This is a genomic window from Segatella copri, assembly GCF_019127135.1.
Taxonomy (GTDB): Bacteria; Bacteroidota; Bacteroidia; order Bacteroidales; family Bacteroidaceae; genus Prevotella.
Genome location: NZ_JAHOEA010000001.1, coordinates 140,164 through 165,630, shown reverse-complemented (window position 1 = coordinate 165,630; position 25,467 = coordinate 140,164). Strand labels below are relative to the sequence as shown.

General features: G+C 46.9%; 20 protein-coding genes. 16 read left to right on the top strand and 4 right to left on the bottom strand.

The features are described from left to right. Window positions 1-89 precede the first annotated feature (89 nt). Both KSW37_RS00570 and KSW37_RS00565 read right to left on the bottom strand, forming a co-directional pair. On the bottom strand, window positions 90-1,085 hold the full coding sequence (locus tag KSW37_RS00570; protein ID WP_217313014.1) for a GNAT family N-acetyltransferase: 996 nt from the start codon (window positions 1,083-1,085) through the stop codon (window positions 90-92). A gap of 72 nt (window positions 1,086-1,157) precedes the next feature. After that, complete coding sequence (locus KSW37_RS00565) at window positions 1,158-1,985, bottom strand: glycerol acyltransferase (protein ID WP_118416213.1); 828 nt, start codon at window positions 1,983-1,985, stop codon at window positions 1,158-1,160. A 356-nt stretch (window positions 1,986-2,341) separates the two neighbouring features. Between KSW37_RS00565 and rsmH the strand changes: the two genes are divergently transcribed. The 12 genes from rsmH to ftsZ all read left to right on the top strand — a co-directional run bounded on the left by rsmH (window position 2,342) and on the right by ftsZ (window position 17,756). Beyond that, window positions 2,342-3,256, top strand: coding sequence for a 16S rRNA (cytosine(1402)-N(4))-methyltransferase RsmH (rsmH, locus tag KSW37_RS00560; RefSeq protein WP_217313013.1), 915 nt, complete (start codon window positions 2,342-2,344; stop codon window positions 3,254-3,256). After that, window positions 3,253-3,789, top strand: a complete 537-nt coding sequence (locus KSW37_RS00555) for an FtsL-like putative cell division protein (RefSeq protein WP_217313012.1) — start codon at window positions 3,253-3,255, stop codon at window positions 3,787-3,789. Before rsmH ends, KSW37_RS00555 begins: the two co-directional genes overlap by 4 nt. Further along, window positions 3,786-5,945: a penicillin-binding protein gene (locus KSW37_RS00550; protein ID WP_217313011.1), complete on the top strand. Its 2,160-nt coding sequence runs from the start codon at window positions 3,786-3,788 to the stop codon at window positions 5,943-5,945. The genes KSW37_RS00555 and KSW37_RS00550 overlap by 4 nt, the downstream gene beginning before the upstream one ends. 81 nt (window positions 5,946-6,026) lie before the next feature. Further along, window positions 6,027-7,490 carry a UDP-N-acetylmuramoyl-L-alanyl-D-glutamate--2,6-diaminopimelate ligase gene (locus KSW37_RS00545; RefSeq protein ID WP_217313010.1) on the top strand — a complete coding sequence of 488 codons (1,464 nt, stop codon included), beginning with the start codon at window positions 6,027-6,029 and terminating at the stop codon, window positions 7,488-7,490. A gap of 24 nt (window positions 7,491-7,514) precedes the next feature. Next, window positions 7,515-8,783 carry a phospho-N-acetylmuramoyl-pentapeptide-transferase gene (mraY, locus tag KSW37_RS00540; protein ID WP_217313009.1) on the top strand — a complete coding sequence of 423 codons (1,269 nt, stop codon included), beginning with the start codon at window positions 7,515-7,517 and terminating at the stop codon, window positions 8,781-8,783. A gap of 43 nt (window positions 8,784-8,826) precedes the next feature. Next, window positions 8,827-10,164: a UDP-N-acetylmuramoyl-L-alanine--D-glutamate ligase gene (murD, locus tag KSW37_RS00535; protein ID WP_217313008.1), complete on the top strand. Its 1,338-nt coding sequence runs from the start codon at window positions 8,827-8,829 to the stop codon at window positions 10,162-10,164. A gap of 38 nt (window positions 10,165-10,202) precedes the next feature. Further along, the gene (locus KSW37_RS00530) at window positions 10,203-11,480 is read left to right on the top strand and encodes an FtsW/RodA/SpoVE family cell cycle protein (RefSeq protein ID WP_217313007.1); all 1,278 of its coding nucleotides are present in this window, start codon (window positions 10,203-10,205) and stop codon (window positions 11,478-11,480) included. A 91-nt stretch (window positions 11,481-11,571) separates the two neighbouring features. Continuing rightward, window positions 11,572-12,678 (top strand): undecaprenyldiphospho-muramoylpentapeptide beta-N-acetylglucosaminyltransferase, encoded by a 1,107-nt coding sequence (murG, locus tag KSW37_RS00525; protein ID WP_217313006.1) that lies wholly within the window; start codon window positions 11,572-11,574, stop codon window positions 12,676-12,678. Further along, entirely contained in the window at window positions 12,678-14,054 is a 1,377-nt protein-coding gene (gene murC, locus KSW37_RS00520) for a UDP-N-acetylmuramate--L-alanine ligase (protein ID WP_153085233.1), read from the top strand. The genes murG and murC overlap by 1 nt, the downstream gene beginning before the upstream one ends. Further along, window positions 14,055-14,849, top strand: a complete 795-nt coding sequence (locus KSW37_RS00515) for a cell division protein FtsQ (RefSeq protein WP_217313005.1) — start codon at window positions 14,055-14,057, stop codon at window positions 14,847-14,849. It begins immediately after the preceding gene. 39 nt (window positions 14,850-14,888) lie between these two features. Beyond that, the gene (gene ftsA / locus KSW37_RS00510) at window positions 14,889-16,334 is read left to right on the top strand and encodes a cell division protein FtsA (protein ID WP_217313004.1); all 1,446 of its coding nucleotides are present in this window, start codon (window positions 14,889-14,891) and stop codon (window positions 16,332-16,334) included. A gap of 87 nt (window positions 16,335-16,421) precedes the next feature. Further along, on the top strand, window positions 16,422-17,756 hold the full coding sequence (ftsZ, locus tag KSW37_RS00505) for a cell division protein FtsZ (RefSeq protein WP_217313003.1): 1,335 nt from the start codon (window positions 16,422-16,424) through the stop codon (window positions 17,754-17,756). 63 nt (window positions 17,757-17,819) lie between these two features. Here the strand turns inward: ftsZ and recO are convergent, their stop codons facing one another. Beyond that, window positions 17,820-18,545, bottom strand: a complete 726-nt coding sequence (gene recO, locus KSW37_RS00500; protein ID WP_217313002.1) for a DNA repair protein RecO — start codon at window positions 18,543-18,545, stop codon at window positions 17,820-17,822. A 233-nt stretch (window positions 18,546-18,778) separates the two neighbouring features. Between recO and rpsT the strand changes: the two genes are divergently transcribed. The 4 genes from rpsT (at window position 18,779) to KSW37_RS00480 (ending at window position 24,681) form a co-directional block, all read left to right on the top strand. Further along, window positions 18,779-19,033 (top strand): 30S ribosomal protein S20, encoded by a 255-nt coding sequence (gene rpsT, locus KSW37_RS00495; protein WP_006847644.1) that lies wholly within the window; start codon window positions 18,779-18,781, stop codon window positions 19,031-19,033. Window positions 19,034-19,341: 308 nt separating this feature from the next. Continuing rightward, on the top strand, window positions 19,342-21,312 hold the full coding sequence (gyrB, locus tag KSW37_RS00490) for a DNA topoisomerase (ATP-hydrolyzing) subunit B (protein ID WP_118063411.1): 1,971 nt from the start codon (window positions 19,342-19,344) through the stop codon (window positions 21,310-21,312). Window positions 21,313-21,400: 88 nt separating this feature from the next. Next, on the top strand, window positions 21,401-23,773 hold the full coding sequence (locus KSW37_RS00485; protein ID WP_217313001.1) for a glycoside hydrolase family 95 protein: 2,373 nt from the start codon (window positions 21,401-21,403) through the stop codon (window positions 23,771-23,773). Between the two features lie 14 nt (window positions 23,774-23,787). Then, window positions 23,788-24,681, top strand: a complete 894-nt coding sequence (locus KSW37_RS00480) for an alpha-L-rhamnosidase N-terminal domain-containing protein (protein ID WP_217313000.1) — start codon at window positions 23,788-23,790, stop codon at window positions 24,679-24,681. Between the two features lie 82 nt (window positions 24,682-24,763). Here the strand turns inward: KSW37_RS00480 and KSW37_RS00475 are convergent, their stop codons facing one another. Then, a complete protein-coding gene (locus tag KSW37_RS00475) occupies window positions 24,764-25,399 on the bottom strand; it encodes a DUF3109 family protein (protein WP_217312999.1) in 636 nt (211 codons plus the stop codon). Window positions 25,400-25,467: the final 68 nt, after the last annotated feature.

Below are 25,467 nucleotides of genomic sequence, written 5' to 3'. Positions count from 1 at the left end.
GGCTAGGAGCTTCTGCCCTTTCAGGGCGTGTGGGGACATGATGGTGTTCTGATGCCTGGGGCGTGTGAAGCCTACATGCGAAACTTGAATTAAATTTCTTTTTCCTTATAAATCACATTATTGGCTCCGCTCGTAATCTTCAGAGCCTCAGGATGTTCCTTAATAAAACTGTTGATGTGGCGAACTCGCTTCTCTTCGAGAATCTCATCGATGGCGATGAGGATACCGGTCTCCTCTACATCACCAAAGCCATAGTTGATGGCAGTACCGAAAAGCTTCATCGTAGGACTCAGACTCATGTAGGCATTAACAAGAGGAGGGATATTATAACCCAACTTGCGAACCTCACGGTTCAGGATGCGATAGTCTGCCTTGAAGTCATCTTCTGTAAAGATGGCTGCCAAATCACTCTCCGGAGTATCCAATTTCAGCGGTTTCATAGGGATTACGAGATTCTCCTTGTCATCAAAATGCTTCTTGAGGAAATAGAGAATCATGTCGCGGCCACGACGGATGTAAGACGGATACATCGTCATCTTGCCGAAGAAATATTTTATTTCCGGATAGAGAACCGTCAAGGCGCCCAAACCATCCCAGAGATTGTCGAGAGCAAAGATGCTCTTGGTGTTGGTACGCACATTCTGATATTCGAGCGAAACGAAGGAACGGCCCAACTCTACGGTATAAGGCATATACTCCTTGAGAAACTTGTCGGAGAAATGGAACATGTGGCTGGTTGCCAGCTTAGGCTGTCCCTTCTCATCGAGCTGCCAGTCCTTACCCAGGAGATAACGGTAACCGCCGATAATCTCATCGGCTTCAGGATTCCAGACAATCAGCTGCTTGTAACAGTTGTCACCAAAGTCGAACTCATCAAGATCCATAGATTTGCCCGTTCCGCCTCCCGCCTCACGGAAAGCGATTTCACGAAGTCGACCAATCTCTTTCAGCACATTAGGCGAATCTTTTGCCGTAACGATGTAAATCTCGTTATGGCTCTTATTGGTCATTCTCAGTTGTTTGTCGGGTGTAAGCTCGCTCTTCAGGAGCTCACGGTCAATCGGTTGGATGATTTCTTCTTCCATATTACTCTTCTTCTATGCTATGATTCTACGATTTCGTTAATATAAAACAATTCTTCCGGGTTTTGCAAACCATTAAAGTTCATAAACCCTGTCTTCAACATACTGCGCCCATTCGGTAGCCGACTTGCTCTTATCAAACGTCTGCCAAGGAATCGGTTTGCCGATGGAGATGCGGAAATGCTTGCCCACATTCCTGTACATCTCATCAACCAGGAACAGCATGGCGAGATTGAACGGCAGATACTTGTCGCTAAATCGGGCGATGCGGTAGAAACGCTCAGAGTTGCGCCCCCCGAAATGGATAGGCACCACATCGCGCTGATATTCTACACTCTTAGAGATAAACGTTTTCTTCCAAGGCAGGTCGTGGATGGTTCCATCCTTGCGCTTGCGGCTGTTCAAGCCTGCCGGAAACATCAGCATGTGGTTGTCACTCTTGAAGCCCGCCTCCACCATACGTGGGAAATCGCGGCTCTGGCGACCCGTCTTGTTGATGCCGATACTTACAGGTTTCAAACCCGGCAAGTTGAGCAGAAGATCATTCACCAGATAGCGGAACTTGCCATCATAGTGCTTGCCGATGATGGAACCGAGACATACGCCGTCCTGTCCGCCCAGAGGATGATTGGAAACAAAGGTATAGAGTTTGCCGTCGTTCTTGTCAGGCAGGTTTTCCAAGCCTACGATTTCAACATCCATCTTCAGATAGCGCACACATTCGGTGAGCCATTCAGTACCCGAAAGACCACGGCTCTCCCACAAGAACCTGTTCACCTCGTCCTCGTGAATAATCTTCTTGAGCCAGGAAACCAGAAAGCGCGGTACGAATTTCACCTTGCTTCCCATCTTGCTCTTCAGTATCTTGTCTATGTCTATCGTTTTCTCTATTGATTCACTCATGTTTGCTAAAACTTATATAAGTAAGTGCAAAAGTAACTCAACTTTTTCAAATACGTGCCATTTTTTCCAAAAAAATAGCAAAAAACCGAAAATTTATTAGTTTTTTTAAACTATCACGACAAATCGAGCCCATTTTGCACATATTTTTGCAAAAACATCACACTTGATGAGAACAAAAAGGCGATGTCCGAAACCGGAAGGTGAAGTTGACCAAAAACAACTTTTTCATTAAGTTTTATAAATTTTGTGGGAAAATGTAAGGCTATATGGAGATTTTTATGTACCTTTGAACCCAAATTTATACATTAATAAGTACGCACGCAATATTATAATGCGATAAGACAGCAAAAAGATATATGATAAAGACAGCAGAAACATATCACGTACCGGTGCTCCTCAAGGAGAGCGTTGACGGGTTGAACATACAGCCAGGAGGCATCTATGTAGACGTAACCTTCGGTGGCGGCGGACACTCTAAAGAGATTCTGTCGCGCCTGACGGAGGGAGCGCACCTGTACAGCTTCGACCAGGATGCCGATGCAGAACGCAACGTGGTGGCAAACGAGAAGTTCACCTTCGTATGCTCCAACTTCAGATTCCTGAAAAACTGGATGCGCTACTACGGGGTAGACGGACTCGACGGACTGTTAGCCGACCTGGGTGTATCGAGCCATCACTTCGATGACGAGACCCGCGGTTTCTCCTTCCGTTTCGACTCCCCACTCGACATGCGCATGAACAAGCGTGCGGGCAAGACTGCTGCCGACATCGTAAACGAATATGACGAAGGTGCCCTTGCCGACATCTTCTACCTATACGGTGAGCTGAAGAACTCGCGCCGCATCGCCTCGGCACTCGTCAAGGCAAGAGCCGAGAAGCCCATCCTCACCACCAAAGACTTCATGGCAGCCGTAGAGCCCCTCTTCAAGCGGGAACGCGAGAAGAAAGACATGGCAAAACTCTTCCAGGCGCTGCGCATAGAAGTGAACCACGAGATGGACGCCCTGAAAGAGATGCTCCGCTCAGCCACGGAACTCCTGAAACCGGGAGGCAGACTCAGCGTCATCACCTATCACTCGCTGGAAGACAGAATCGTAAAGAACATGATGAAAGCGGGCAATGCAGAAGGCAAGATAGAGCAGGACTTCTTCGGAAGAATAGAAACCCCTTTCAAACTCGTGAACAACAAGGTAATCGTTCCCGATGCCGACGAGCAGGAGAGAAACCCTAGGAGCAGAAGCGCCAAACTAAGAATAGCAGAAAAGAAATGATAAACGATAAAGACATAAAAACAACTGAGAAGCCTATCACAGATGAAAAGGCACAGGCATCACAGGAGCCGCCGAAACAGGAAACTCCGAAGCAGGAAACTCCGAAGCAGGAAACTCCGAAGGAGGAGCCACAGCAGCAGGAAGCCCCACAGGCTTCGCTCAAGGAAGTGATAGCCAAGCAAGCCATCGAGGAAGAGGCTTCAGGATCATCGAGCTTTACGCTGCGGAAGATTCTGGGTGGAGACATTCTTACCGCCCAGATAATACGCCGGCAGATATGGCTCGTTATCCTCATCGTGTTTTTTGTCATCATCTACATATCCAACCGATACAATATCCAGAACGATATCATCGAGTTGGACAAGCTACAGAAAGAACTGCAAGACACCAAATACAAAGCGCTGTCTACAAGCAGTCAGATAACAGAGAAGAGTCGTGAAAGTAATGTGCTCGACATGCTGAAGAACAACAAAGACAGCGTGCTGCACATCGCCACCCAACCTCCATACATCATAAACATACCCGAAGAATGAGCAGCAAATTTGATCACAAGAAAGTAATGCCCCGCTACAGCGCCATCGCCATCATCATGACGATTTTCTCCATAGCCGTAGTGGGTAAAGCGCTCTACATCATGACCGCCAAGCATGATTACTGGATGAAGGTGGCAGAACGGCAGAAGAAAGACTCCGTGACCGTGAAGCCAAACCGAGGAAACATCCTGAGCTGTACAGGACAGCTGATGGCAAGTTCGCTGCCGGAGTTTAAGGTCTTCATGGACTTCAAGGCGCTGAAAGATGCAGAGAACGACTCGCTGTGGGATGCCAAGCAAGACTCCATCTGTCTTTGCCTGCACCAGATATTCCCGAACCTGAGCGCGGCTGATTTCAAGAAACACCTCACCGAAGGTCGCGCCAAAATGAGCCGCCACTGGCCGGTTTATCCGAAGCGTGTAGACTATAACACCTTCACCGAGATAAAGGACATTCCGGTATTCCGCCTGAAACCCTACCAGAGCGGTTTCCACTGGGAAGAATATAATGCCCGAACCAGAACCTACGGTTCGCTGGCAGGCCGTACCATCGGAGCCATGTATGGCGCCAAGGATACTGCCCGGTTCGGTCTGGAGCTGAGTTACGACTCTATCCTGCGAGGTACCAATGGCATCGTGCATCGCCGCAAGGTGCGCAACAAGTTCCTCGACATTACCGATACCCCTCCTATTGACGGAGCTGATATCGTGACCACTATCGATGTGAGCATACAAGACCTTGCCGAACGCTCACTCATCGACGAGCTGAAGGAAATCAACGCCAATGTGGGTGTAGCCATCGTGATGGATGTACCTACGGGCGACATCAAGGCCATCGTGAATATGGAGAAATGTTTCGATGGAGAATACAGAGAAATCCACAACCATGCCGTGAGCGACCTTCTGGAGCCAGGTTCGGTGTTCAAGCCAGCCTCTATCCTCGTAGCACTGGACGACGGAGTGGTAGACACCACCTATCATGTGGAAACCGCAGGTGGTGTATGGCCGATGTACGGCAGAGAAATGAAAGACCATAACTGGCGAAAAGGCGGATACGGAATGCTGACCCTCGCCCAGACCCTGTGGTACAGTTCAAACATCGGTGTGAGCCGCATCATAGACGACCATTACCGCAACAACCCGGAGAAATTCGTAAAGGGTATCTACCGTACCGGTCTGCACGACGACCTGAAGATTCCACTGGTGGGAGCAACGCCAGCCAGAATCCGCATGCCGCACAGAAACAAGAACGGACAGTATGACAACTGGGCAAAGACCAGTTTGCCATGGATGAGTATCGGATATGAGACCCAGATACCGCCTATCTCTACCCTCACCTTCTACAACACCATCGCCAACAACGGCAAGATGATGCGACCAAGATTCGTGAGCAAGGTAGTGAAGAACGGAGAAACCGTCATGGAATTCCCTCCAGAGGTAATGCGCCAGCAGATAGCCAAGGAGAAGAGCATCAAGGAGCTGCAAACCATCCTGGAACAGGTGGTAAGCGTGGGACTGGGAAAGAAAGCCGGTTCGCCTAACTTCAAAGTGGCAGGAAAGACGGGTACAGCCCAGATTTCAAAAGGTGCCGGCGGATATAAGAGTGGCGGTACGAGCTATCTCATCAGTTTCGCAGGCTACTTCCCTGCCGACGCACCACGCTACAGCTGTATCGTCTGCATACAGAAATCCGGTTTGCCAGCTTCGGGTGGTACAATGTGCGGAAAGGTCTTCCATCAGATTTCAGAAGGCATCATGGCGCAGAGTCTGAAGGTTGACGTAAAAGACGCCCGCGACTCAGCATCTGTCTTCGTTCCTGACGTAAAGACAGGCAATATCCTTGCTGCCAACTATGTGCTCAGCCATCTCGGCATCAAGACCAATGCCAACTGGAGCGGCAGCTATGCCGACGGCAACCCTATCTGGGGTAAGGCGGAGCGCGTAGGTAACCACAGCATCAAGCTCATCAGAGAGAAGCCATACGGCAAGAGCATCGTACCTGACATTACCGGAATGGGAGCCCGAGACGCCATCTACAACATGGAGAGCAGGGGCATCAAGACCCAGATTATAGGTAGAGGAAAGGTAGTGAAGCAGAGTCTGGTGCCGGGAACGGTCATCAAGAAAGGTGCCGTATGCAGCATTGTACTCGAATAAAACTCAGAAAAGTTATCTGAAGCCCTATATATAATAAGGTGTAGATAAAGAAATATATAGAATATAAAACAGAAACAGAATATGAAGTTACAAGAATTACTCAAAAACATCGAGCCGGTTCAGATAATCGGCGATGCTGATGTAGAGGTGTCGGGAGTAAACATCGACTCTCGCAAGATTAAGGAAGGTCATCTCTTCGTTGCCATGAAGGGAACGCAGGTTGACGGCCACAAGTTTATTCCAAAGGCATTGGAGCTGGGCGCAAAGTCGGTTTTGTGCGAAGACATGCCTGAAGAGAAAGTGGAGGGCGTAACTTACATTCAGGTCGCATCGACCGAGGATGCTGTCGGCAAGGTAGCAACCCTCTTCTACGGTGACCCTTCAAGAAAGCTCAAACTGGTAGGCGTAACAGGTACCAATGGTAAGACTACCATCGCCACCTTATTATATAATATGTTCCGCAAGTTCGGTCATAAGTGTGGCTTGCTCTCTACCGTCTGCAACTACATTGAAGACGAGGCTATCCCTGCCGACCATACCACCCCAGACCCTATCGAGCTGAACATGCTCCTGGGCAAGATGGTAGAGGCTGGCTGCGAGTATGCCTTCATGGAGTGCTCTTCTCACGCCATCGCACAGAAGCGTATCGGAGGCCTGCTGTTTGCCGGAGGCTTGTTCACCAACCTCACCCGCGACCACCTCGATTACCACAAGACATTCGAGAACTACCGCAACGCCAAGAAGGCATTCTTCGACGGACTGCCTAAGACAGCCTTTGCCATTACCAATGCCGACGACAAGAACGGCATGATCATGGTACAGAACACCAAGGCTACCGTGAAGACCTACTCTACCCGCAGCATGGCAGACTTCAGAGCCAGAATCCTGGAGTGCCACTTCGGCGGCATGTATCTGGAGATTGACGGCAGAGAAGTGGGCGTACAGTTTATCGGCAAGTTCAACGTGAGCAACCTGCTCGCCGTATATGGTGCAGCCATCATGCTCGGCAAGAAGCCAGAAGATGTGCTCGTAGTGATGAGTACCCTTCACAGCGTAAGCGGAAGACTGGAACCAATCCAGTCGCCAGAGGGCTATACCGCCATCGTTGACTATGCCCACACACCAGATGCGCTGGAGAACGTATTGAACGCCATCCACGAAGTGCTCGAAGGCAAGGACGGAGAAGTGATTACCGTTTGCGGAGCCGGCGGCAACCGCGACAAGGGCAAGCGCCCACTGATGGCACAAGAGGCTGTAAAACAAAGCGATAAGGTAATCATCACCAGCGACAACCCTCGTTTCGAGGAGCCACAGGATATCATCAACGATATGCTTGTAGGCCTGAATGCCCAGCAGATGAAGAAGGTAATCAGCATCGTAGACCGCAAGGAAGCCATCCGCACAGCCTGCATGCTGGCTAAGAAGGGCGACGTGATTCTCGTAGCCGGTAAGGGACACGAAGATTACCAGGAGATTAAGGGCGTAAAGCACCACTTCGACGACAAGGAGGTGATTCGCGACATCTTCGGAATTTCACAGAAGTAAAATCAATCAAGAAAAGAAAGAAAAATGTTATACTATCTCTTTAGATTTCTGGAGCAGTGGGGCATCTCAGGTTCTCACATGTGGGGCTACATCTCATTCCGTGCCCTGCTTGCACTGATTTTATCATTGGTAATCTCTGCCTGGTTCGGCGAGAAATTCATCAAGTATCTCAAGAGCAAGCAAATCACAGAGACACAGCGTGATGCCAGCATCGACCCGTTCGGTGTCAAGAAGATTGGCGTTCCTTCTATGGGTGGCGTCATCATCATCCTGGCTATCCTCGTACCGGTACTGTTACTCGGACGTTTGCGCAACATCTATCTTATCCTGATGATCATCACCACCGTATGGCTCGGTTTCCTCGGTGGAATGGACGACTTCATCAAGATCTTCAAGCGCGACAAGGAAGGCTTGAAGGGTAAATACAAGATTGTAGGACAGATTGGCATCGGACTCATCGTGGGACTGGTACTCTGGTCATCACCTGATGTAAAGATGAACGAAAACCTCGCCGTCCAGCGTCAGGGACAGGAAACGGTGATAAAGCATCGTACGGAAGCTAGAAAATCGCTGAAGACCACCATCCCATTCGTCAAGGGACACAACCTCGACTACTCCAGCATTACCAGTTTCTGCGGTAAGTACAAGGTAGCAGCAGGTTGGATTCTCTTCGTCATCATGACCATCTTCGTGGTAACAGCCGTATCAAACGGTGCCAACCTCAACGATGGTATGGACGGAATGTGTGCCGGCAACTCCGCCATCATAGGTGTGGCGCTAGGCATACTTGCGTATGTGTCGTCGCACATCGAGTTTGCCGCCTATCTCAATATCATGTATATTCCTGGTTCTGAGGAACTGGTAGTATTCTTCTGTGCCTTCATCGGAGCCCTCATCGGTTTCCTCTGGTACAACGCCTACCCTGCCCAGGTATTCATGGGCGATACGGGTTCGCTGACCATCGGCGGTATCATCGCGGTAGGTGCCATCATCATCCACAAGGAGCTGATGTTGCCTATCCTCTGCGGTATCTTCTTCGTAGAAAGCCTCAGCGTAATGATGCAGGTTTACTATTACAAGATTGGTAAGCGGAGAGGTGTGAAGCAGCGTATCTTCAAACGCACACCTATCCACGACAACTTCCGCACACAGGACAGTCAGCTGGATCCTGACTGCAAGTACCTGTGGAAGAAGCCTCGCAACTGCTTCCATGAATCTAAGATTACCATCCGTTTCTGGATTGTAACCATCATTCTGGCAGCGTTGACCATCATCACATTGAAGATAAGATAAAATACAGGCTCTTATCAGCCCGACAAGTATAGAAAATAAGACAATGAGCAAAATTGTAATTTTAGGAGCTGGCGAAAGTGGCGCAGGTGCAGCCGTGCTGGCAAAGAAAGAGGGATTCGAGGTCTTTGTTTCAGACATGTCAAAGATCAAGGATAACTACAAGAAATTGATGGATGACCACAACATTGAATGGGAAGAAGGTCACCATACTGAAGAAAAGATTTTAGATGCTGACGAAGTCATCAAGAGCCCTGGTATTCCGAAGGAAGCACCTATGATTCAGAAACTGATGGCTAAGGGTACACCTATCATCAGCGAAATAGAATTTGCGGGCAGATATACTGATGCCAAGATGATCTGTATTACGGGAAGTAACGGTAAGACCACCACTACATCGCTGATTTACCACATCATCAAGTCGGCTGGCTATGATGTAGGTCTGGCTGGAAATATCGGAAAGAGCCTTGCCCTCCAGGTAGCAGAAACTCCTCACAAGTATTATGTCATCGAGTTGAGCAGTTTCCAGCTCGACAATATGTATGAGTTCCGTGCCAATGTGGCCATCCTACTCAATATCACTCCAGACCATCTGGACCGCTATGAGTTTAAGATGCAGAACTATACCGATGCCAAAATGCGCATCACACAGAACCAGACAGAGGAAGACAGCTTCATCTTCTGGAACGATGACCCTATCGTTACAAAGGAGTTGGCTAAGTACAACCTCAAGTCACACCTCTGCCCATTCTCTGAGTTCAAGGAGGAGGGTTGCGTTGGCTTTATCGAGGACGGCAAATACAAGCTCAACTTCCCTTCAGCCTTCGAAATGCCACAGGCAGACATGAGTCTTCGCGGCAAGCACAACATCTATAACAGTCTGGCTGCAGGCCTGGCATGCAACATCGTAGGCATCGACCACGAGACCCTGCACAAAGGCTTGAGCGACTTCCCAGGCGTAGAGCACCGTCTGGAGAAAGTTGGCAAGTTCCAGGGCGTTTACTATGTGAACGATTCAAAGGCAACCAACGTAGATGCCTGCTGGTATGCGCTGGAGAGCATGACTACCCCCACCATCCTCATCATCGGCGGTAAGGACAAGGGAAATGACTATAACCAGATCAAGGACCTGGTAAAGGAGAAATGTGCAGGTATCGTATATCTCGGAGCCGACAACCAGAAGTTGCACGACAACTTTGACGCACTCGGCATCCCAGTACGCGACACCCACAGCATGAAGGATTGCGTGGCAGCCTGCCAGGAATTGGCAAAGCCGGGCGATACCGTACTCCTCAGCCCATGCTGCGCAAGTTTCGACCTCTTCAAGAACATGGAAGATAGAGGCGAACAGTTTAAGGAGCTGGCAAGAGCTATCGGAGAATAACAGTTTTCAACAAATAGAACAGATAGAACTATAAAGAAATGAATAACAAGAGCATAGGTAATATTTTCAAGGGAGACAAGGTGATTTGGATGGTCTTCTTCTTTCTCTGTATGATAAGCATCGTGGAGGTATATTCTGCCTCCAGTTCCTTGTCGTACAAGACAGGAAACTACATGGCACCTGTTATCCGCCACATCATGCTCTTGGGAGGCGGTCTGTTCACCATGATTTGCATGCTCAAGGTGAAATGCAAGTACTTCAAGATTGTTACCCCCATCGTGATGGGAATATCATTACTGTTGCTCGTCCTGGTCCTGGCTACCGGCCAATCTACCAACGGAGCATCCCGATGGTTCTCCCTGATGGGCATACAGTTCCAGCCTTCTGAGATAGCGAAGGGAGCGGTAGTACTGGCTGTAGCTCAGATCCTTAGCGCCATGCAAACACATCAGGGTGCCAACAGGAAGGCTTTCAAGTTCATACTTGTAGCAACCACTCCATTTGTAGGTCTCATCGGACTGGAAAACTTATCCACAGCCATGCTCCTCAGTATTACGATTCTTGCCATGATGCTCATCGGAAGAGTGCCGATGAACCAGATTGGCAAGTTGGTGGGACTGGGCATGATTGTCATCGTCACAGCCTTTGCGGGTATCATGATAGTAGGACAGGACAAGGGCGAAGAAGGCAATAAACCGGAAAATACGCTGACCGAGAAGGTTGAACAGGAACAGGACAAGCCAAACATGGCAGAAAAGATGTTCCACAGAGCCGACACCTGGAAAGCCCGTATTGACAAGTTTATGAACTCCAAGCCTGTAGCACCACAGGATGTCGATCTCGACAAGGATGCCCAAGTGGCACATGCCAACATCGCCATCGCCTCTTCCAACATTGTAGGCAAAGGCCCGGGAAACTCGGTAGAAAGAGACTTCCTCTCACAGGCATTCTCAGACTTCATCTATGCCATCATCATCGAAGAAATGGGTATCTGGGGAGCCGGACTGGTTGCATTCCTCTATATCATCCTCCTGTTCAGAGCTGGCAGAATAGCCAACCGGTGTGAGAACAATTTTCCTGCCTTCCTCTGCATGGGACTCGCTATCATGCTGGTTACCCAGGCACTCTTCAACATGGCTGTGGCAGTAGGTTTGGCTCCTGTTACAGGACAGCCACTACCACTCATCAGTAGAGGTGGTACATCTACCATCATCAACTGTCTGTACCTGGGCATCATCCTGAGCATCAGCAGGACAGCCAAGAAAAAAGAGATACCTCAAAATGAGCTTGATGACAGCAAAATGGTGGCTGCCTGAAAAGAGTTTTATAAATTAAGGTAAAAAATGGCTGTAAAATGCCGTTAAATCGATATTTTTTTATACCTTTGCGTTATAAACATGAACGGATATGAATAATGAATTAAGAATTATCATAAGCGGAGGCGGCACAGGTGGTCACATCTTCCCTGCCGTATCCATTGCAAACGCCATCAAGGCAAAGCGCCCTGATGCTAAGATTTTGTTTGTAGGTGCACTCGGCAGAATGGAAATGCAGCGTGTACCTGCTGCGGGTTATGAGATTAAGGGCTTGCCTATCTGCGGCTTCGACAGAAAGCATCTGCTCAAGAACATCGCCGTACTCTTCAAAATATGGAAGAGCCAGCACATGGCAAAAAGCATCATCAAAAACTTCAAGCCTATGGCGGCTGTGGGCGTAGGTGGCTATGCTAGCGGTCCGACTCTCAATGTTTGTGCCAGCAAAGGAATACCTTGCCTCATCCAGGAGCAGAATTCATACGCTGGTGTAACCAATAAGCTTTTGGCCAAGAAGGCTGAAAAAATCTGTGTGGCTTACGAAGGAATGGAGCGTTTCTTCCCTGCAGACAAGATTATCATGACCGGTAATCCTGTTCGCCAAAACGTATTGGAAACTACCATCACCAAGGAAGAAGCACGCAAGCAGTTCGGTCTCGACCCTGAAAAGAAGACCATCCTGCTCGTAGGTGGCAGCCTCGGCGCAAGAACCATCAACGAGAGTGTGCTCCAGCACCTCGACCTGGTAAAGGAAAGCGGCGTACAATTTATCTGGCAGACAGGTAAATACTATAATGCTGCCATCATGGAGCAGCTGAAAGGTCAGGAGTTGCCAATGCTCAAGGTTACCGATTTCATCAGCGACATGGGGGCAGCTTACAAGGCAGCCGACCTGGTTATCAGCCGCGCAGGTGCCAGCAGTATCAGCGAGTTCTGCCTCATCGGCAAACCGGTTATTCTGGTTCCAAGTCCTAACGTGGCAGAAGACCACCAGACCAAGAACGCCATGGCGTTGGTCAACAAAGATGCTGCCATCTACGTAAAGGATGCCGACGCACCAGAGGTGTTGCTCAAGAAAGCAGTTGACACGGTAAAGGACGAAGCAAAGCTTGATTCGCTCTGTGAGAATATTAAGAAATTAGGATTAAAGAACTCTGCCGACGTCATCGCCGACGAAGTAATCAAATTAGCAACAAAGTAATGGAAATTAAAGATATTAAAGCAGTTTATTTTGTAGGAGCGGGAGGCATCGGAATGAGCGCCATCGCCAGATACTTCCTCAGCAAGAAGTTGGTAGTAGCCGGATATGACAAAACTCCATCTAACCTTACGCACGAACTGGAGAAAGAAGGTATGCTTATCCACTATGAGGAGAATGTAGACCTCATACCAGAAGCCTGCAAGGACGCCAAGACAACATTGGTAGTCTACACACCGGCAATTCCTGCCGAACACAAGGAACTGGTTTTCTTCCATGAGAATGGCTTCACCATCGAGAAGCGTGCTCAGGTTCTGGGTACATTAACCCGTACTCATAAAGGACTATGCGTAGCGGGTACCCACGGAAAGACTTCAACCTCTACCATGTGCGCTCACATCATGCACCAGAGCCATATAGACTGTAATGCCTTCCTGGGAGGTATCTCAAAGAACTATGGCACCAACTATATCCTCTCCGACAAGAGCGACTATGTTGTCATTGAGGCAGATGAGTTTGACCGCAGTTTCCACTGGTTGCGCCCATGGATGAGCGTCATCACGGCTACAGACCCAGACCATCTCGACATCTACGGAACAAAAGAGGCTTATCTGGAGAGTTTCCGTCACTATACAGAACTGATCCAGCCGGGCGGTGCACTCATCATCCACAAAGGTCTGGAGATGAAACAACACGTACAGGACGGCGTCAAGATATACGAATACAGCCAGGACGAGGGCGACTTCCATGCTGAGAACATCAAGATAGAGAATGGAGGAATCACCTTCGATTTCATCTCTCCTATCGAGAACGTAACGGGCGTAGAACTCGGACAGCCTGTGCCTATCAACATCACAAACGGTGTGGCAGCAATGGCAATGGCACAGTTGAATGGCTGTACAGCCGATGAACTCCGTAACGGCATGAAGACCTACGGAGGAGTTGACCGCCGTTTCGACTTTAAGATCAAGAACGACAAACTGGTATTCCTATCTGATTATGCTCATCATCCAAAGGAGATTTATCAGAGTGCAAAGAGTATCAGAGAGTTGTATAAGGACCGTAAGATAACAGCCATCTTCCAGCCTCACTTGTATACTAGAACCCGCGACTTCTATAAAGATTTCGCCAATAGTTTGAGTCTTTTGGACGAGGTAATTCTCTGCGACATCTATCCAGCTCGCGAGCAGCCTATTCCAGGAGTAACCTCCAAGCTTATCTACGACAATCTGAAACCAGGTGTAGAAAAGAGCATGATTCACAAAGAAGACGTTCTTGACCTGGTAAAGAATCGAGACTTCGATGTTCTAGTTATCTTAGGAGCTGGCGATTTGGACAACTATGTTCCACAAATTACCAAAATACTTGAAGAAAAATAAATGCATATCAATTGGAAGAAAACCATCATCATCGCACTGGATTTAGTACTTGGTACTTATCTGGTATTCGCTTTCACCAGGTTTAACAAACCTGATGAAACGAAGTTGGTATGCACCAAAGTGAACATCAACATACAAGATGAGATGACCAATGGCTTTCTGAATGCGAAGGAAATCAAGAAACGACTGGAAACAAGGAAACTCTATCCGCTGGGGGAACCGCTCAAAGAGGTGAACGCCCGCAAGATAGAAGAAACCTTGAAGACCAGTCCTTTCGTCAAGACGGCAGAATGCTCAAAGACTCAGGATGGTCTTGTAGACATCTACCTCACCCAACGCATGCCAATCGTCAGGATCAAAAGCATCAGCAACGAGGACTATTACATTGATGACCACAATCAGATTATGCCCAACACGAACTATACATGCGACATCATCATCGCAACGGGCTACATCAACAAGTGGTATGCTAAAAAATACATCTCATTGCTAAGCAAAGCGCTGATGACAAACGAGCTCTGGCGAAACCAGATAGAACAGATCAATGTTCTGCCTGACAGAGGAATAGAACTGGTACCGCGAGTAGGCAACCACATTATATATATAGGTAACCTGCCAGAGACCAACCTCATCGACAAACGGGAGCAAGCCATCAACGATTTCGTCAACAAGAAGATGAATCGATTAGAGAAATTCTATAAGTATGGACTCTCACAAGCTGGTTGGAACAAGTATTCGTATATCAATATCGAATTCGACAACCAGATTATATGTAAAAAGCATAAAAATAGCTAATTAGAAAATAGAAACAGATTAAGATAACACATAAGAACTATGCCAAAGGAATTTATTGTAGCTATCGAACTTGGCTCATCTAAGATGACAGGTATAGCAGGTCAGAAGAATTTGGACGGCAGCATCACCGTACTTGCCACCGTAGAGGAAGATTCATCTTCTTGCATCAGAAAGGGTGTGATCTATAACATTGACAAAACCTGCCAATGTTTGACCAACATCATCAAGAAGTTGAAAAATATACTGAAACAAGATATCGTCCAGGTCTATGTAGGCGTGGGCGGTCGCTCTATACGCAGTATCAAGAACGTCATTGTCAAAGATCTCCCAGGTAACACCATCATCTCACAAGAGATGATCAATGAACTGATGGATATCAACCGCAACATGACCTATCCGGACCAGGAAATCCTGGATGCTGCAACTCAGGAATACAAGATAGACAACCAATACCAGATAGACCCTGTAGGAATACAGTGTAACCATCTGGAAGGCATCTTCCTGAATATACTTTGGCGCAAGAACTTCTATAACAATATCAATACCTGTTTTGAGAATGCCAACATTCCAATTGCAGAAATGTATCTCGCTCCTTTGGCTATGGCTGACAGCGTATTGACAGACTCTGAAAAGCGTGCCGGATGTATGCTTGTTGACTTGGGTGCCGACACGACAACCGTTTCTGTATATTATAAAGGTATACTCCGTCATCTCTCTGTCATCCCATTGGGCAGCGGCAACGTGACCAAAGACTTAACTTGTCTTCAGATTGAAGAGCCTGATGCAGAAAAGATGAAGCTCAAGTATGCCAAGGCTTATACCGATATCAACAATATCGACCCAACCCTGAACTACCCTATCGACAAGGATAGAGTGGTTGAAAGCAAGAAGTTCATCGAAATCGTAGAAGCACGCGTAGAGGAAATCGTAGAAAACGCATGGTTCCAGATTCCGGTGGAATTCTCAGATAAGCTGTTGGGTGGTATCATCCTTACAGGTGGCGGCAGCAACATGCCTGAAATCGATAAGGTTTTCAAGACACATACCCACATCGACAAGGTACGCATCGCCAAGTTTGTTTCTCAAACTGTCAACTCCAAGGATCCTAAGATTACCAACCACGATGGTACAATGAACACCGTATTGGGACTCTTGGCTAAGGGTGACATGAACTGTGCTGGTGACGAAATCGGCACAGATCTCTTCAGCAATTCAGCAGAGAAACCACTTGCAGCCGAGCAGCACAAGGCTCCAAGAAATCCTAACGAGACAGCCGGCAAGGGCGTGGTTCTGACGGCTGCCGAAAAAGCGGCTGCTGATGAGGCAGCCCGCAAGCAGAAAGAACTGGAAGAAGCTGAGGCAAGACTTCTGGCTGAAAAAGAAGCAGAAGAGGAAGAAAAGAAACGTAAGGAAAACAGTCTCATCCATAAAATGATGAGAGGTTTCAAGAAGTTTGTGAAAGATACCATTTCTGAGGAAGAATAAGATGCCAAAACGGCTATCAGAAAACAGATTTCACAACGAGGCAGATAATAGAATCAGATTGATAAACCCTATAAAGATTATACAACTATGCTAGATAATGGAAACACTCCTCATATCCTTGACTTTGGGGAGCCAGAAAAAGAAAATAGCATCATCAAGGTGATTGGTGTTGGTGGTGGCGGTGGAAATGCCGTCAACCACATGTATCGCGAAGGTATCCACGACGTAAGCTTCGTGCTCTGCAACACCGACAACCAGGCGCTTAACGACTCACCAGTACCAGTACACCTGCAGTTAGGTAAGGAAGGTCTGGGTGCAGGTAACAAACCTGCCAAGGCACGCCAGGCTGCCGAAGAGACCCTTGAGGATATCAAGAATATGCTCAACGATGGAACCAAGATGGCATTCATCACAGCAGGTATGGGTGGTGGTACCGGTACAGGTGCTGCACCTGTCATCGCCAGAGTAAGTAAGGAGTTAGGCATTCTTACCGTTGGTATCGTAACCATTCCTTTCCGTTTCGAAGGTCCTAAGAAGATTGACCAGGCGCTGGATGGTGTAGAGGAAATGTCAAAGCATGTAGATGCCTTGCTGGTAATCAACAACGAACGTCTCCGCCAGATTTATCCAGACCTTGCCGTTCTCGATGCCTTCGGCAAAGCAGACGACACCTTGAGTGTGGCTGCCAAGAGTATCGCTGAAATCATTACAGTACATGGTCTCATCAACCTCGACTTCAATGACGTGAAGACCGTATTGAAGGATGGTGGTGTGGCTATCATGAGTACAGGTTACGGCGAGGGAGAAGGAAGAGTAAAGAAGGCAATAGAAGATGCCTTGAACTCACCACTCCTTAACGATAATGACGTATTCAACTCAAAGAAGATTCTGCTCAGCATCGCATTTGCAAGCGAGAAGAAGGATAATCCAGGCTTGACCATGGACGAGATGAATGATGTCAACGACTTTATGGAGAAATTCGGTGATGACTTCGAATTGAAATGGGGTCTTGCCATTGACCCTGAATTGGGAAGCCGCGTAAAGGTAACCGTTCTTGCAACCGGTTTCGGACTCGAGGATGTAGAGGGCATGAACCGCCATCTCAAGAAGCATACGGAGGAAGAATCTCGCCGTCTCGCTGAAGAAGAGGAGAAACGTGCTGAAAGAGAAGACCGCCGCAAGCGCTATTATGGCAGCGATGGCAATACAACCCAGTACAAGCGTCACCCACACATTTTCCTGTTCCGTCAGGAAGATCTTGACAACGAGGATGTCATCCTACAGGTTGAAAACACGCCTACCTATAAGCGTACCCGACAGACTCTGGAAGAGATCCGCAATATTGCTTCTGGCAACACAGAGCCAAAAGAAGACAATAACGATGATGCTTCTTCTGTACAGGGCGTCATCAGTTTTGCCTAAACAGAGAATACAGGCTAGGTTTATTTCAGGTTTACGCCAAGTAAGCGAGGAAACCAGAAATGACTAAGCAAAAAGTTCCTGAAGGACAGAAAAGCTCTTCATTTCAGGAAAATCCGGTAAATGAAGTTTATAATACTCCAATATCACCTCTACACACCTGTTCCGTTCGATACGGGACATTGTGTAGAGGTGCATTGTTTTATACTCTAAACGAAGCAAAGACACAAGCCGCATAGAATCTTCCTTATTTAAATAATGTACGTGGGAAGGAACATGTGCAACAAAACATCCATCTACCAAATCAAAATAATCGCCAGACATACCGCTTTCTATATTGGGCATAAAGCCTAAATGAAAAGACAGCTGTATCATAAAGACAATATGGAAATTACCAATAGAACCTTTAGCCCGGTCTAACCATTCGATACTGTTCTGTACGAAAAGATAGAGCACGCCATTAGCCTGCTCATGACGGGTGGCATACGAAAGCAGTTCTGCCAAGAACATGGAAATGCCCAGTTTGTATGGAGAAAAAGGGATATCAACAAATGGAATCAGAATCGAGACATCTCTAAGACGCTGCAGATTTGACTTAGGGCGATAATCAAATTCGAGATTCAAGACCATGAGCGGTTGGAAAAGTTGCCGTTTTATCTTTCCCTTCGATGACTTAGGTACACGCACCATAAAAGAGAGTCTTCCCAACTTTTCGGTGAAGAAATCCACGATAAGTTGAGAGTCTCCATACTTGATGGTTTGCAACACGATAGCACTAGTTTTTATCTCCATTTTGCCTAATATTAGTAAAAAACAGGGCAAAAATACAAAAAAATGCGCATTTAGCGAAAATTTTCCGCAAAAAATTTGCTAGATTCAAATAAAAGTAGTAACTTTGCACCCGCAAATAAGCAATGGTCCCTTCGTCTATCGGTTAGGACGAGAGATTTTCATTCTCTAAAGAGCAGTTCGACTCTGCTAGGGACTACAAACATTTAAGAAATAAAAAAAATAACATAAAGAAGATGGCAAATCACAAATCATCAATCAAGAGAATCCGTCAGGACAAGAAGAAGGCTTTGCACAATAAGTATTATGCAAAGACTATGCGCAATGCTGTCCGCAAGTTGCGCAACATGTCTGACAAGGAAGAGGCTGCAAAGCTCTATCCTACAGTTCAGAAGCTTTTAGACAAGTTGGCTAAGATCAACGTTATCCACGACAACAAGGCTGCAAACTTGAAGTCTGGTCTTACAAAGCACATCGCTAAGTTGGCCTAACTTATAAGTCAAAGCAAAGAAATAAATAAGGCTGCAATCCTTTATAGGGGTCGCAGCCTTATTCTTTTTCTATGAACCCGACTACCCATTTCCTGCATCATAAAATCTTCCCATCACAACCAGTTTATACTGCAACATACCCTATAAAAACGCGCAAAACGATTATTAAACAGCTTTTTCAAGACACTTTTGCCGCTAAAGTTCACATTCTACGTTTTTTCTTCACTTTTTGGTGATTTTTCACAAACAAAAGTTCCTGTTTCTCAGCTTTTTTTAGTATCTTTGCACGGAAATAAGACAATACTAAAATGGCAGAAAATCAAAACAACGCAAATAATTACTCTGCGAGTAACATTCAGGTTCTGGAAGGCCTGGAAGCTGTTCGCAAACGTCCGGCGATGTATATTGGTGACATCTCCGAGAAGGGTCTTCATCACTTGGTAAACGAGACAGTAGACAACTCTATTGACGAAGCAATGGCGGGCTACTGTACCGACATCGAAGTTACCATCAACGAAGACAACTCTATCACCGTAGAAGACAATGGTCGTGGTATCCCTGTGGATATGCACGAGAAACTACATAAATCAGCCCTCGAAGTCGTTATGACCGTGCTTCACGCAGGTGGTAAGTTCGACAAGGGTTCTTACAAGGTATCTGGCGGTTTACATGGTGTGGGTGTAAGTTGTGTGAATGCACTTTCTACCCACATGTTGTCACAAGTGTTCCGTGGCGGCAAGATCTACCAGCAGGAATATGAGAAGGGTAAGCCTCTCTATCCGGTTAAGGTGGTAGGTGAAACCAACAAGCGCGGTACACGCCAGCAGTTCTGGCCAGATCCAACCATCTTTACTCACACCGTCTACAAATGGGATATCATCGCCAACCGTATGCGCGAGTTAGCTTTCCTTAATGCAGGCATCAAGATTACCTTGAAAGATTTGCGCCCTGACGAGGAAGGTAAGACCAAGGAGCAGGTTTTCCACGCTAAGGATGGTTTGAAGGAATTCGTCCGTTACGTAGACCGTCACCGCACTCATCTCTTCGATGATGTCATCTATCTGAAGACAGAAAAGCAGGGTATTCCTATCGAGATTGCTGTGATGTACAATACTGATTACTCAGAGAACATTCACTCATACGTTAACAACATCAACACCATTGAGGGTGGTACTCACCTGACAGGTTTCCGTATGGCGTTGACCCGCACATTGAAAGCTTACGCTGAAGCAGACCCAACTATCTCCAAGCAGATAGAGAAGGCAAAAGTAGAGATTGCACCAGAAGACTTCCGCGAGGGTCTTACTGCCGTTATCTCTATTAAGGTAGCTGAACCTCAGTTTGAGGGTCAGACCAAGACCAAGCTCGGCAACAGCGAGGTACAGGGCGCCGTTCAGCAGGCTGTAAACGAGGCTTTGTCTGATTACCTGGAGGAGCATCCAGACGAAGCTAAGCGAATCTGCGAAAAGGTTGTCCTGGCTGCTACTGCCCGCATCGCTGCCCGCAAGGCACGTGAGAGTGTACAGCGCAAGAACTTCATGACAGGTGGTGGTCTTCCTGGTAAACTTGCCGATTGCTCAATGAAGGATCCTAAAGAATGCGAGATCTTCCTCGTCGAGGGTGATTCCGCCGGTGGTTCTGCCAAGCAGGGTCGCGACCGTTTCCGTCAGGCTATTCTCCCATTGCGTGGTAAGATTCTGAACGTAGAAAAGGTACAGTGGCACAAGGTATTCGAAGCAGAGTCTGTCATGAACATCATCCAGAGTATCGGTGTCCGTTTTGGTGTAGACGGCGAAGACAGCAAAGAGGCTAATACAGACAAGTTGCGTTACGATAAGATTATTATCATGACCGATGCCGACGTCGATGGTTCTCACATCGACACATTGATTATGACACTCTTCTATCGTTTCATGCCAAAGGTTATCGAAGAAGGCCATCTGTATATCGCTACCCCACCACTCTACAAGTGTACTTATCGCAGCAAGGTAAGCGAATATTGCTATACAGAACAGCAGCGCCAAGCATTCATCGACAAGTATGGAGATGGATTAGAAGACAAGAACATCCACACCCAGCGATACAAAGGTTTGGGTGAGATGAACCCAGAGCAGCTTTGGGAAACCACTATGGACCCATCTACACGCTTGCTCAAACAGGTTACTATCGAGAACGCAGCCCAGGCTGATGAGATCTTCTCTATGTTGATGGGTGATGATGTGGAACCACGCCGCGAATTTATCGAGCAGAATGCCACATACGCAAACATCGACGCTTAAGACAATTCAACTAATTTACATAAGGGGCTGTGCCATTTACCTACAAATGACACAGCCTCTGCTTGTATAAAACCCAACAAACCAACTTATGAAACATTTACTTATCTCTTGCCTATTACTCTCTGCAGCAGGCACACTTCAGGCTGCCCCGAAGAGTAATATTCCACCGCTGAAGCTTTGGTACAATAAGCCGGCTACAGCCTTTGAAGAATCGCTACCTATCGGTAACGGCAAGTTAGGTGCCTTGATTTATGGTGGAGCCAACAATGACTCTATCTATCTCAACGACATCACCTTGTGGACAGGAAAGCCTGTCAATCGCGAGGAAGGAGGGGATGCCTACAAATGGATACCTAAGATTCGCGAGGCTCTGTTCAAAGAAGATTACAAGGCAGCCGATTCTCTACAACTGCATGTACAAGGACACAATTCAGAATATTATCAGCCACTTGCCATCATCAATATCAAAGATGCAAATAAAGGACAATTCAGCAACTACAAGCGCGAATTGAGCCTTGACAACGCTATGGCGGCATTGAGTTATACAAGAGGGGGAATAAAATACCAGCGAGAGTATTTCGCATCACATCCGGACAAGATGATTGCTATTCGCCTAACAGCTTCCCAGAAGAAAGCCATCAACTGCGATATATCTCTCACCTCTCTGATTCCTCATCAGGTAAAAGCTTCCAATAAGCAGCTCACCATCACGGGGCATGCTATGGGAAAGCCTGAGAACAGTACCCACTTCTGTTCCATCCTCAGCATCAAGAACCAGGACGGAACCATTACAGCCTCAGATTCTACTCTCCATCTGCAGGACGTAAGCGAAGCGGTTATCTATTTAGTGAATGAAACCAGCTACAACGGATTCGACAAGCATCCTGTAAAAGAAGGGGCTCCATATATTGAAAAGGTTAACGACAATGCCTGGCACTTGGTCAACTATACCTACCCAGAGTTAAAACAGCGTCATATAACCGACTATCAGAACATCTTCAACCGTGCCAAGTTTGCACTCAAGGGAGCTAAGTTCGACAACAGACGAACCACCGACCAGCAACTCTTTGATTACACAGAGAAAGAAGAGCAAAACCCTTACCTGGAAATGCTATACTTCCAATATGGAAGATATCTTCTGATCAGCTGTTCGAGAACTCCCGGCATTCCGGCCAATCTTCAGGGTCTTTGGGCTCCGGCACGAAAATCTCCTTGGCGTGGAAACTACACCATCAACATCAACCTGGAAGAAAACTATTGGCCAGCAGAAGTTACCAATATGTCTGAACTAGTAATGCCTGTAGACGGACTGGTGAAAGCCATGTCTGTAACAGGAAAATATACAGCAAAGCACTATTATGGAATTGAGAATGGCTGGTGCGGTGGACACAACACTGATGCATGGGCGATGACAAACCCTGTTGGAACCAAGAAAGAAAGTCCTAAGTGGAGTAACTGGAACATGGGAGGTGCCTGGCTTGTACAAACCTTATGGGATCACTACGATTACACCCGCGATAAGGAATATCTGCGCAAGACAGCCTATCCATTGATGAAAGGTGCAGCAGACTTCATGCTTGACTGGATGATAGAGAACCCAAAGAAGCCGGGCGAACTGATTACTGCCCCTTGCACTTCACCAGAGGCAGAATATATCACCGACAAGGGCTATCAAGGCTGCAGTTTCTATGGAGGTACCGCCGATCTTGCCATCTTGAGAGAATTGTTTAAAAACACACTCAAAGGTGCTCAGATCCTCGGTATTGATCAAGATTATCAGGCAAAGTTACAGGATGCAAGCAATCGTCTCCACCCTTATCAGATAGGAAAGCGAGGCAACCTGCAGGAATGGTATTACGATTGGGAAGACCAGGATTGGCATCATCGCCACCAGTCACACCTTCTCGGTTTACACCCATTCTATCAGATTTCATTAGATAAGACTCCTGATTTAGCTGCAGCTGCTGCCAAGACTCTTGAGATAAAAGGAGACTTCTCTACCGGTTGGAGCACAGGATGGCGCATCAGTTTATGGGCTCGCCTGCACAGAGCAGACAAGTCATATTCTATGATCAGGAAATTGCTTAACTATGTACATCCGGGCAATTACAACAATCCGAAGAATCGCCCTTCAGGAGGAACCTATCCAAATCTCTTCGATGCTCACCCACCATTCCAGATTGATGGCAACTTCGGAGGCACAGCAGGTGTATGTGAGATGCTGATGCAATGCGATGGCGAGACTATGCATCTTCTTCCTGCTCTACCTAAAGAATGGCCAGCAGGCGAAATTAAGGGTATCAAAGCGCGAGGAAACTACGAGATTGATCTCGTATGGAACAATGGAAAAGTCAGCAAAGTTTCCATCACCAGCAAGAATGCCGGTAAGCTGACCGTCAAGTATAATGGTAAGCTGAAAGCATTAAGTTTCAAGGCTGGCGAAACAAAACTCATAAAATAGACAAATCATCATCTATGAGATATTTTACAATTCTCATCTTTACAACTCTCTGGGTACTGAATTCCTATGCACAGGAATTCGGTACCCATTGGGTATCATACCCATTCCCCAACGATTCTTCTGAGATATTATACAGGAAAATCTATCATCTTGACCAAAAGCCTTTAAAGGCTGAGATAAGCATGGCAAGTGGAGGAAATACCCGTCTATACATCAACGAAAGAAATGTTACGCCAAGCATTTTCAACGAAGGAGCCAGAGACAGCATCCTTCTGATGCAATCTACAGATATCTCCAGATATCTGAAAAAGGGAGAGAATATCATCGCAGTCTGGTATGCACCAGGAAGAACAAGAAGCAAAAGCAAACAACTGTCATTGGAATTTTATGGCTGGTATACTGACTCTGTTCCTTTTTATCATAAAGCAGACGAAACATGGTGGTGCAAACCGTTGAAGGGGTGCAGTTACAACGAAAAAGAACACTTTGATAATAGAATATACACTACAGAGTGGAAATCGGCAGAATACCAATCTTCAGGATGGGTTCATCCGACAGGTGCCTTCAATGATACGGTAAACTATATCTTTGTAGACCAGCTGCCATACCTCACCCAGAACAAACTTCAAATGGTATTAGAACCATACGAGGAGGAATTCGATCATCAGGGATGCCGTATAGACTTCGGACGTCCGTTCCGTGGAACCATCCGGCTCACGATACGCAATGCCAGCAAAGGAACAACACTTCATATTAACGGAAACCAATATGTATGCAGTGGCGAAATGGACGAGCAAGCCTATTACCGTTTCCATGCTGAACAACAAAAAGATTTCATGATAACTTGGGATAAAGGCTTCAGAAGAAGTAATATCACAAATATAGAAGGATTAGAGATTTCGGAATAAGCTCAACAGCGTTTCGAAATCTCTTTTTTTATAAAACAAAAAAGACTTCGGAACTATTATCTTCCAAAGTCTCTAACAGAATTTAGTCTTCCAATTCCGCAAGCACTTGCTCTGCCACTTCGCAAAGCTCATCATACCATTCCTTGCCGAATTTCTCTACCAACGGACCCTCCAAGAACTTATAAACCGGAAGATTCAACTCCTCTCCTTTCTTGATGGCATCCTTGCAGATACGCCATTTGTTATAGTTGATGCCATACACCTCGTTGCCGAAATCCTTGGCACGGATAGGATACAAGGCACAGGAGATAGGCTTCTTGAACTTCGACTTACCTTCGCGATAAGCACGTTCTAAGGCACAGAGACAACAGTTAGGAATCGTATGCCCATCGCCTAAATCTTTCAAGTCCTGATAGCAGGTAAACACACAATCCTTACCATTCACAATGCTCGTCACCAAATCGCCTTCAATATCGGTATAAGCCACACCCTGCTTATCAATGATAGCCTGGGCAGATGCCGAGAGATCATCCCAAACTACATCCAGCGCATTCTCAATCTCCATAATCTCATCCAAGGTAACAGGAGCTCCCGCATCCCCTTCGATGCAGCACTCGCCCGTGCAGGCATCAAGGTCGCAACAGAATTTTTCGGTGATAATATCAGGTGAAACCAATACGTTGCCCACCTGCAGAATACGCAGTTCGTCTTTCTTCATAATGTTTTTGAGATGAATAAATTTCTTTGAGTGTATAATAAAAATAAGGATAGCTACCCATGAGTGGA